Here is a 10,250-nt window from a genome sequence, read left to right on the forward strand (position 1 = left end):
GGCTTGCTCCCGATAGCAGGGGTCAGGGACTGATAGGTCACTGATACACCGCTATCGGGAGCAAGCCCCCTTCCCACATTGGCGCTGTGTTTAATCGACGAGCGTGCAAGCCATGACCACCGCATCTTCGCGGCCACCGACCGCGGGGTAATAGTCCCGCCGACGGCCAATCTCGTTGAAGCCATAGCGCTCATACAGGCGAAACGCGCCGGTATTGCTGTCACGCACCTCCAGGAAGCACTCCCGAGCGTTCGCTGCGTAAGCGCGGGACATCAGGTGCTCCAAAAGCGCCAGCCCCAGACCACGCCCCTGGTTTTCCGGTTTGACGGTGATGTTCAGCAGGTGCGCCTCATCGAGGATGATCTGCACCACGCCGTGCCCCACCTGCTGCTCACCTTCGAACATCAGCCAGATCTGGTACTTGCCCAGCCCGTCGAGAAAGATCCCGCGCGTCCAGGGATGGCTGAACGCCGCGTATTCGATTTTCAGCACGGCATCGAGGTCGGCCTCGATCATCGGGCGGAAAGATAAAGCCTCACTCATCGGTTGTTTTCCAGCGCGCCATCAGCCGGCGCATGGCTTGCCAGACATCAGCCTTACGCTGTGGCTCTTCCATTAATAATTCCAGGCCCGGCAGGGCCCACACCGAACCCAGGCCTTCGACCTGCAGCTCGCGGTACCAGGCTTCGGCATTCGCCTCGCCGGCAAACCGTACGGCGGGCAGGCCGATCAGCCACAGGCACACACAGGGTTCGTCTTCCAGGCGCGCCGAAACAAAACCCTGTACAAAATCTCGCGCCGCTTCGGGGCCCTGGTCCATGTTGCCGCGTACCAGCAGCGGCCAGCGCACCGGGTCGCCGACAATTTGCGGGCTGTCGGGCAGGCCGGCGGCGCGCAACATGTCTTTGAGCAGCATGTAGGCAGGGTCGCGGGTCTGGAAACGCTCGCCGGTGGGCAATTCCACCAACAGCAGGCAGCGACCGGCGCGCAGCAATTGCAGGGCAAAGCGCGGCGGCGGCACGACGGGCGCCTTGACCACCGTGACAGCCTCTTCGGCAACCACAGGCTTGGCCACGGCGGACGGGCGCGGCACCTCGATCCTGGCCCGCTCGACCACCGGGCGCGCCTGGGGCTCAGGCTTGACCAGCGCCACCGGCGCGGCGGCCTCCTCGCCCGACGACTCGAACGCCTCATAGGGCTCAAGCGCCTGCAGCAGCTGCGCCGCGACGGCGCGGCAAACGGCAGTTCAGTGCGGGGCAGCCAGTTGACCACCTGCATGGCGGTCAAGTAAGCGCGACGTCGGGACTCGATAAGCACAGCTCGGCCACTTGTGGATAAGTTAAGAGCGAGGATTCTACCGCTGTTCGGTAACAATCGCCCACTGCGCACTGACCGGCTGTGGATAAATCCCGCGCCTGATGCAGTACAATCGCGATTTTTAATCGCCAACCAGCCGGCCATTCCCATGATCGAACCCAAGCGCGTCCTGCGCGCCCTCGCCGAACACTGGGCCTTACTTGAGCCACTGTGCGAACACTTCGACCAAGGCACCCTGAGCCTCGGCGAGCTGCGCGCGCAACTGGCCGCCCAACAATTGGACAGCACGCCCCAGGACATCACCAGCCTGCTGGACGTGTGGATCCGCCTGGATATCCTGGTGCCTGTCGCCAAGAGCCCGAACCGTTTCGAGCTCAACGCGCAAATCCACGACTTCCTGGCGTACCTGCGCAAGGAGCACCGGCTCGGCCTGTGCCTGGAGATTGAAGCCTACCTGCGCCACCTCGAGCGCCTGGCCGGTTATATCCAGGATGCCTTCGACATCCGCGACGGCCACGACCTGGCCCGTCAACTGCGCCTGTTGGACATGCGCGTGCGCGATGTACTGAAAAAACTCGCCAACGACGAACAGGCCCTCGCCGCCGTGGCCGACCGCGCCAAGACCAGTGACCGCCAGATCCCATTGCGCCAGCGTTACGCCGAAGTCCTGGCAACCTGGGACGAATACGTCGAACCAATGATCCAACTGGTGAACGCCGACGGCGCCTTCGAGCAAGGCGTGCGCAAGGTGGAAAACGTACTGCTGCGCATGCTCACCGAGCAACAGCGCCTCGGCCACCTGGTGGACGACGACATGCTGCTGCGCACCCACGCGCGCATCCTCGAAATGCAGACCAGCGCCCAGTTGACGTTGCGCCATGCGCGGGAGCTGCTGCTGCCACTGCGTGAAGAGGCGCGCCGGCACAATGCCGTGACCCGTGGCGCAGCGCTCGCCTTATCGGCCATCCGCCGTAAAGGGCTGGATGCGGTCCCACAGGCCGCGATGCCGATGTTCACCCGGCCGCAAAGTACGTTCCTCGGCAGTGCCAGCCAGGTCGAAGCCTATGTGTATGCACTGGCGAATTTCGAGCCGAAACCGGCGCGTTTTCCCAAGGCGCACAAATCCCACAAGGGCGAAGCCCAGCGCGCGCCGCGCACGGTCAAGGAAATGCTCGAGCGCTGCGAAGACGCGCTGCCAATGCCGGACCTGATGACCTGGCTGCTGGAGCAGGAACCGGACGGCGCCACCGACGAATTGCTGTACTGGTTCTCGCGCCTCTCGCGGGAAAAACGCTTCAAACGCGAACGCCTGGAACGCCGCGACTACCACACACACGAGCATCAGGTCAGCCTGCGCTCATTCGCCCTGCTCCCGGCCAGCCCTGATGCGGCCGAGACTTCTGCGAGCACCCCTTATGCATCTTGATCTTTCCGAACTGTCCCAGCTGGCGCCGATCTTTCGCGAGCTGTTCAAGGGTTACCACGTCAGCCGCCGTGACCCGGAGCTGTACACGCAACTGTCGAACTTCCAGGATCAGTACCGCACGCTGTTCAAAGCGCTGGGCTTTGAGCTGGTCTGCGATACCCGTGGTTTCTATTACTTCGTGCCGGACTCCGCCATCGCCAGCGCGCAGGTGAACAAGACCGCCCAGCGCCTGGCGCTGTTCACCTTCATCATCGTCGAGCACCTGGCCGATCAGGGCCGTGACCCGATCGCCGTGCTCGACGGTGGCAGCCTGGGCCGCGATGAGTTGCCGTCCCTGCTGGAAAAATACCGCGACCTGTTTATCCAGGCCGAAGTGCAGACCCAGGAAGAACTCGAAGAAAAAATCATGCGCCGCATGACCCAGCTGGTTTGCCAGCGAAGACAGCGGCATCTATCGCTTCCTGCCGCCCATGCACCGTTTCCTCGACGTGTGCCTGTCGGTGCAGCAGGACCGTGACCTGGCGGCCAGCGTGCACAGTGTGTTGCCGTTGCCTGCGCCAGTGATCATCGACGAAGACAGCGATGAAAAACTGCTGAAGACCGATGACCCGCTCGACTTGAGCGACTTTTCAGACGAAAGCGAAGAAGACGCCCTGGCCCGCGCCATTGCCGAAGAACAGGAGACCGATGCATGAGCAAGGAACGCTACGGCATCCGCCGCTTCGCCCTATTGAATACCGCCGGTTACAGCCTGGGTTTGTTCCCGCTGGAAGAACCGTTGTCGGTGTATGGCGCCAACAACCTGGGTAAATCCGCGTCGATCAACGCCTTGCAGTTCCCGATCCTGGCGCGCATGTCGGACATGAGTTTCGGCAAGTACACCCTGGAACAATCGCGACGCTTCTACTTTGCTACCGACACCAGCTACATCCTGGTGGAAGTCTCCCTGCCCCATGGCCCGCATGTCATTGGCGTGGTCGGTCGCGGCCCCGGCGGCGGTTTCGGTCACCAGTTCTTTGCCTACGCGGGCAAGCTGGACCTGGCTCACTACCAGAAGAACGACACCTGCCTGCGTCAGAAAGAGCTGTTCACCAACCTTGAGCGCGAAGGCCTGAAAGCCTACGAACTCAAGCCCGATGAACTGCGCCGTTTGCTGGTCGGCGGCCACACGTCAATCCCGCTGGACCTGACACTGATCCCGTTGCGTTCCACCAGCGAACAGAGCCTTAAGACCTTCCGCGCGCTGTTTATCAACCTGCTGCACATGCGCGAAATCACCGCGGCCAAGCTCAAGCAATTGTTTCTGGATGCCTTCGAACACAGCCTGCGTTCCGGCAGCGTGGATTACATCGCCGCATGTGAAGAAGCCTTCCGCGATGTACGACGCATGGAACAGGACTACAACTCACTGGTCGCCGCCGGCCCGTTGGTCGAGGCACTGGCCAATGGCGTGAAACAGCGCGACATCCTGCGCGGCAAACTGCATCGCCTGTCGCCGCTGCTGGATTCGCTGCTGGGCACCTGGTCGGACTACGCAAGTGCACGCAAGGAGGAGCTGACTATCCAGGCCGAGCACTACCGCAACGAGCAGGACGCGCTGCAGAACGACCAGCGTGGCGGTACCCAGGAGCTGATGCGCCTGGAGCGCGAAATCAGCGGCATCCAGCGCTGGCTGGGCGAGCTGTCGGTGCTCAAGCATCGCTTTGCCCTGGTCGATGACGTGAAAGTGCTGGAACAGCAATTGCTGGCGGCCAAGGATGCTCACGATGAACTCGCGGGTGCTCTGGCACAGTCGCGGCAGTTCAGCGCCGAAGATCTGGACGAGCGTCTGCGCGACCTGGAAAAACGGTTGAAGTCGGTCAGGCAGCAACTCGATCACGCGGATAACAACAGTTACGCCAAGCTGCGCGAAGAATTCTCGCAGCAGGATGTCGAGCGCCTGATGCGCCTGTTCAACAGCGCGTTGTTCAGCCTGCCGTTGGGCGAGCATGGCATCACGCTGGATGAGGACGGCCAGTGGGTCAAATCCCTGGAGCAGATCCTCGATGGTTTCAAGGGTGAGCGCTTTGAAGTGCCGGGGCTGTCCATTGACATCTCGCACATCGAGCCGCCGGCATTGCAGGCTCTGGCGGACCGCGCGGCCTTGCGTGACCAGAAGGAACGTCTGGAGAAAGAACTCAAGCAGCTCAAGACGCAGCAGGCGGTAGCGTCTGACCGCGCGGCGAGCAAGACCCAGACCGAAGCGCTGTATCAGCAAGTGCTGGATGCGCAAAAGGCCCTGGAAGACTTCCGTCGCGCGCAAACCCTGAGCGCCGAAGAAGGCGAGAAGCTGGAAAATCTGGCGCAGATGGAAGCGGCGCAGGATGAATTGAAGCGCTCCAGCGACGCCTTCACCGAACGCGTCCAGCAACTGTCGGCCAAGCTGCAACTGGTCGGTCGCCAGATCGGTGATATGGAAGCCAAGCAACGAACGCTGGATGACGCCTTGCGCCGTCGCCAGTTGCTGCCGGCGGACCTGCCGTTCGGCACGCCGTTCATGGACCCGGTCGACGATTCCATGGACAACCTGCTGCCGCTGCTCAACGACTATCAGGACAGTTGGCAGGGCCTGCTGCGCGCCGATGGCCAGATCGAGGCGCTGTATGCTCAGGTGCGTCTCAAGGGGGTGGCCAAGTTCGACAGCGAGGACGACGTCGAGCGCCGCCTGCAACTGCTGATCAACGCCTATGCACACCGTACCGACGAGGCGCTGACGCTGGGCAAGGCACGCCGCGCAGCCGTCACCGATATCGCACGGACCTTGCGCAATATCCGCAGCGACTACGACAGCCTGGAGCACCAGTTGGCGTTGTTCAACCGCGAGATCAACAAGCGCCAGGTGTCCAACCTGCAAAGCTTCCGCATCGTACTGGCGCCGAACAAGGAAGCGCTCAAGCATATCGACCAGATTATCCACAGTGCCGGTCAGTATGAAGAAGGCGAAACCCTGTCGGTATTCGACCTCAGCCAGAGCGCCGAACAGGACAACAAGAACGAAGAAGCCAAGGAATACCTTGCTCGCCTGGTAGCCGCCAACCATAACCAGTTGGGCCTCAAGGACTTGTTCGAGTTGGCGTTCGAAATCACCAAGGTCCACGGCCAACCAGTGATCCATACCGACATCGACGGCGCGGCCTCCAACGGCACCACCATGACCATCAAGGCGCTGACCAACATGTACTTGTTGCTGCACTTGATGGACCGCGACCAGGCCGGGCGCGTGCGTTTGCCGTACTACCTCGATGAAGCGGCAGACATCGATGAAAAGAACCAGGCGGCGCTGTTGGAAACCAGCCTGCAACTGGGCTTTGTGCCGATTCTGGCCAGTGTGAAGCCACAGGTGTCCGCCCAGGTGGCGATCGACCTGGAAGGCGGCAGCGGGCCGAACGGGATCTACATCGATGAGGCGGACTGGAAGTACATCCGTCGTCACGATGTGGTGAAGGCCACTGTGAATGTGCAGGCGGATGAACCGGAGCTGGATGAGGTTTAATTTTTTCCGCTGAAACACAAAGGCCCCTGGGGAGAATCCAGGGGCCTTTTTTGTGTCTGTGCCGGTCTCATCGGGAGCAAGCCCCCGATGGCGGCGCCTGGGTCTACTTACCGAGCGGAATTTTAGGCGCCCAGGTCAGCCATTCATCTTCAAACTTGTCGAACAGCGGGAAGGTCTGCTGCGGTCGCGCAGCATTGCCCATGCGCTCGCCGTCCGGGGTGGCAAAGGCAATGCCACCGGCGACCAGGGTTTCCAGAGACTCAGTGCGTACGGTCGCGCCTTTGAATAAGCCGAAGTCCAGGCCAAACCCACTGGTGTTCCAGAAGCGGCTACCGCTGCGCACCAGCGGCGCGTATTTGGGCTCGATCAGAATGTGCACCAACACGCGGTCGGCGGTCTGGCCCAACTCGTAGCCGGTGACTTTGCCCACGGTGACTTCGCGGTAGGTGACCGGTACGCCCTCTTTCAGCGATCCACGCCGCGCGGCGCTGAGGACCAGGCTCAAGCCTTGTTCCTGATGGACGGCTTCGGGCGGTTGGTCCAGGGCGACGAAACTCTTTTGTGGGCCTGCACTCTTCGCTGCCGGCTGGACTTCGATGTACTGACCGGTGACCAGGGTTTCCAGGTTGGAAGTCTTCATCAAGCCCAACTCAGGTTTGACGACCCAGAACTGAGTGCCGACGCGCGCAATACGGTCCGCCACTTGGGTAATACGTGCACTGAGCAGCACCGACTGCATGTCGGCACTGAGGTCGACGCTTTCGACCTTGCCCACATCCAGGCCTTTGAAACGCACGGCAGTGCCAGGGCGCAACCCATCGGCGCGGTCAACCTTGAGAGTGATCAGCGTACCGTGTTGATTCGCGGCCTCACGGTCAGCGAACAGACGGAAACGCGGGATGCGCTTTTTCAGCGGTACGTTTGGCTCCGGCGTTTCGAAGGCGATGCCCCCTGCCATCAGGCTGGCCAGGGATTCACTCTTGACCTGAATGCCACCAGTAAGACCGCCGGTCAGCGTGACTCCGCTGGCATTCCAGAACCGCGTTGAGCCGTTCACCAGGTTTTCGTATTCCTTCTCGATGTGAACACCGATCACTAGTTGCTTGTTCTTACGCGAGAACTGGTAGCTCTGCACCGAGCCGACCTTGACCTGTTTGTAGAGGATCGGACTGCCGACATCCAAAGACCCGAGGCTGTCGGTGAACAGCACCATGTGCAGGCCCGGGGAGCGCAGATCCAGCGGTGGCGCCTTGGCGCGGGCCACATATTCGCGCTGGGGCGCAGTCCCTTTGTCACCCGGACGAACAGCGATGTAGTTACCTTTTACCAGCGCTTCCAGGCCTGTGATGCCGGCCAGGGAGATGGAAGGCTTGACCACCCAGAATTGGGTGTCCTGTACCAGATAGTCTTCGGCCAAGGGGTCGAGGGTCAGCTCCGCGTTGGCGCTGGAGAGGTCCGGGTCTATCTTCAGGGTTTTGAGGGTACCGACCTGGATGCCTTTGTACATCACCGGCGTACGTCCAGCCTGCAAGCCCTCGAAGTCGGTGAGCTTGACCTTGACGCGGATGCCGGCGGCAGCGGCATCGAAGTCTTCGTACAGACGGAAGGGCAGGCTCGGATCGGTGGGTGGGCTGTCTTTGCGGTTTTCGGGTGTGGCGAAAGCGATACCGCCGGCGACGATGCTGGAGAGTGATTCGCTGCGCACTTTTACGCCGGACAGGTTGGCGTCGATGCTGATGCCGCTGGCGTTCCAGAAGCGCGTGTGTTTACGCACCAGGCTGGCGTAGGTCGGCTCGATGTAGACCTTGATTTCGACGGTGCTCTGGTCCTCGGACAGCAGGTAGCTTTTGACCTGGCCGACCTGGATCTGTTTGTAGAACACGGGACTGCCACGGTTCAACGAACCGAGACGGTCGGCCTTGATGGTCAGGTGCAGACCGGGTTTGGCGTCCGATAACGGCGGTTCCTCGGACAGCGCCTTGAACTTGCGTGTCGGCTCGCCATCGCCAGGGCTGGCGGCGATGTAGTTACCCGAAACCAGGGTTTCCAGACCGGTGATGCCGGCAAGGCTGACACTGGGCTTGACCAACCAGAAGCGCGTGTTGGTCTTGAGGTATTGATCGACATCCTTGTTCATCTCGATGGTGGCGATCACCCCGCGATTGTTGCCTTCGTCGTCCAGGGCCAGCGCCTTGACCTTGCCCACCGGCATGCCTTTGTAGACCACTTCAGTCTTGTTGACCTGAATACCTTCGCCGCTTTCGAAGCGCACCTGGATCTCGATGCCCTGTTGTGAATAGGCGCGCCATCCCAGCCAGCCACCGATGATCAAGGCGATCAGGGGCAACACCCAAATGGCCGACCAGTTGGAAGCTGGGCGTGTTTTAGCTTTAGGCAAATCACTCATGGTCGTCGTCCGACTCCGTGTTATCCCAAATCAGTCGGGGATCGAAAGTTACTGCGGCAAGCATCGTCAAGATCACCACACTGGCGAACGCCGCCGCACCGAGGTTAGCCTCGACGCTGGCAAGCCGTCCAAAGTTTACGACCGCCACCAGAATGGCGATCACGAAGATGTCCAACATGGACCAACGTCCAATGAACTCGATAAAACGGTACATCACAATACGTTGTTGCGCGGACAGCGGTTGGTGACGCTGCACCGAAAACAGTAGCAGACCAATGCCCACCAGCTTGAATGTCGGTACCAGGATACTGGCGATAAATACGACAGCGGCGATGGGAAACATACCGTGCTGAACCAGTTCTATCACCCCGGACATGATGGTGCTGGGGCTGCCCTGGCCGAGTGAATTGATGGTCATGATCGGTAACAGGTTGGCGGGGATATACAGAATCGCGGCGGTGATCAGCAGGGCCCAGGTACGCGTGAGGCTATTGGGGCGACGTGCATGCACGAGCGCACCGCAACGGGTGCAGGTCTGCTCGTCCGCATCCGGTTCTTGTTTGTTCAATTCATGGCATTCGGTACAAATCAGAATGCCTGCATCAATCGCCCGCATGATCATCCTCTGCTGAAAGCGCTTGCCAGATTTGGTGGGGCGACATCACCACCTCAAGCAGAACTTGAACCATTAATAAACTGACGAAGCAGACCAGACCCAGGCCTATCGTAATGGAGGCCATGTCGGCGAGTTTGACGATCGCCACCAGCACTCCCATGAGGTAGACCTCCAACATCCCCCAATCTTTCATGTGATGGTAAATGCGGTATAGCAGCAGACCGTAACTTCGCCCGATCTTCCAACGGATGCTGAGTAGCACGGCCAATTGACACAGGAGCTTGAGCAAAGGAATCGCCATGCTGCACAGGAATACGACGGCTGCAACGCCTTGCATGCCGGTATCGAACAAGCCGACTACGCCGCTCCAGACGGTGTCCTCCGAGGACTGCCCGAGTAGATTGAGCTGCATGATCGGAAGAAAGTTCGCAGGGATGTACAACAACAACGCGGCGAGCACCAAGGCGAGACTGCGCTCCACGACATTGTGGCGGTGAGCGTACAACTCGTAACCACAACGTGGGCATTGGGCTTTTTCACCGAGGGCGAGCGCGGGTTTACGCATCAGCAAGTCGCACTCATGGCATGCCACCAGATCGTCCAGTGGTAGATCCGATACCTCAATGGCATCAACTGGATCGGGCATAGATAGGGCTCGTACTCTAAAAAAGGTTAGGTGCCTATTCTAGTGGTCTGTTTCAGAAATAACTGTGCAAATTTGTCGGGGATAATCGTCGTGCAGGCCGACGAGCGAACCTCTCAATACTTTCCGAGCGCCCAAAACAAAACCCCACCTGCTTTCGCAAATGGGGTTTCGGAATTTAATCTTGACGATGACCTACTCTCACATGGGGAAACCCCACACTACCATCGGCGATGCATCGTTTCACTTCTGAGTTCGGGATGGGATCAGGTGGTTCCAATGCTCTATGGTCGTCAAGAAATTCGGGTA

General features: G+C 60.3%; 6 protein-coding genes, 1 rRNA gene and 2 pseudogenes. 3 read left to right on the forward strand and 6 right to left on the reverse strand.

Annotated elements, in window-relative coordinates:
* Nucleotides 1-90: 90 nt before the first annotated feature.
* Both rimI and JWR98_RS23300 read right to left on the reverse strand, forming a co-directional pair.
* Nucleotides 91-543 carry a ribosomal protein S18-alanine N-acetyltransferase gene (gene rimI / locus JWR98_RS23295; RefSeq protein ID WP_205491315.1) on the reverse strand — a complete coding sequence of 151 codons (453 nt, stop codon included), beginning with the start codon at nucleotides 541-543 and terminating at the stop codon, nucleotides 91-93.
* Nucleotides 536-1,317, reverse strand: a pseudogene (locus JWR98_RS23300) (energy transducer TonB). The gene rimI and the pseudogene JWR98_RS23300 overlap by 8 nt, the downstream one beginning before the upstream one ends.
* 148 nt (nucleotides 1,318-1,465) lie before the next feature.
* Here JWR98_RS23300 and mksB point away from each other — a divergent pair.
* From mksB to mksF, 3 genes and pseudogenes are all read left to right on the forward strand, one after another.
* Nucleotides 1,466-2,743, forward strand: coding sequence for an Mks condensin complex protein MksB (gene mksB, locus JWR98_RS23305; protein ID WP_003171539.1), 1,278 nt, complete (start codon nucleotides 1,466-1,468; stop codon nucleotides 2,741-2,743).
* A pseudogene (gene mksE / locus JWR98_RS23310) lies at nucleotides 2,733-3,438 on the forward strand (Mks condensin complex protein MksE). Before mksB ends, mksE begins: the two are co-directional and overlap by 11 nt.
* Nucleotides 3,435-6,275: an Mks condensin complex protein MksF gene (gene mksF / locus JWR98_RS23315; protein ID WP_003171537.1), complete on the forward strand. Its 2,841-nt coding sequence runs from the start codon at nucleotides 3,435-3,437 to the stop codon at nucleotides 6,273-6,275. Before mksE ends, mksF begins: the two are co-directional and overlap by 4 nt.
* 103 nt (nucleotides 6,276-6,378) lie before the next feature.
* On the opposite strand, the gene JWR98_RS23320 is transcribed toward mksF, so the two are convergent.
* From JWR98_RS23320 to rrf, 4 genes are all read right to left on the reverse strand, one after another.
* Complete coding sequence (locus tag JWR98_RS23320) at nucleotides 6,379-8,682, reverse strand: PqiB family protein (RefSeq protein WP_205491317.1); 2,304 nt, start codon at nucleotides 8,680-8,682, stop codon at nucleotides 6,379-6,381.
* Entirely contained in the window at nucleotides 8,675-9,298 is a 624-nt protein-coding gene (locus JWR98_RS23325) for a paraquat-inducible protein A (RefSeq protein WP_003171534.1), read from the reverse strand. The genes JWR98_RS23320 and JWR98_RS23325 overlap by 8 nt, the downstream gene beginning before the upstream one ends.
* Nucleotides 9,285-9,944, reverse strand: a complete 660-nt coding sequence (locus JWR98_RS23330) for a paraquat-inducible protein A (protein ID WP_205491318.1) — start codon at nucleotides 9,942-9,944, stop codon at nucleotides 9,285-9,287. The genes JWR98_RS23325 and JWR98_RS23330 overlap by 14 nt, the downstream gene beginning before the upstream one ends.
* Before the next feature lie 179 nt (nucleotides 9,945-10,123).
* Nucleotides 10,124-10,239, reverse strand: a 5S ribosomal RNA gene (gene rrf, locus JWR98_RS23335).
* Nucleotides 10,240-10,250: the final 11 nt, after the last annotated feature.

The organism is Pseudomonas lactucae, assembly GCF_016937615.1.
Classification (GTDB): Bacteria; Pseudomonadota; Gammaproteobacteria; order Pseudomonadales; family Pseudomonadaceae; genus Aquipseudomonas; species Aquipseudomonas lactucae.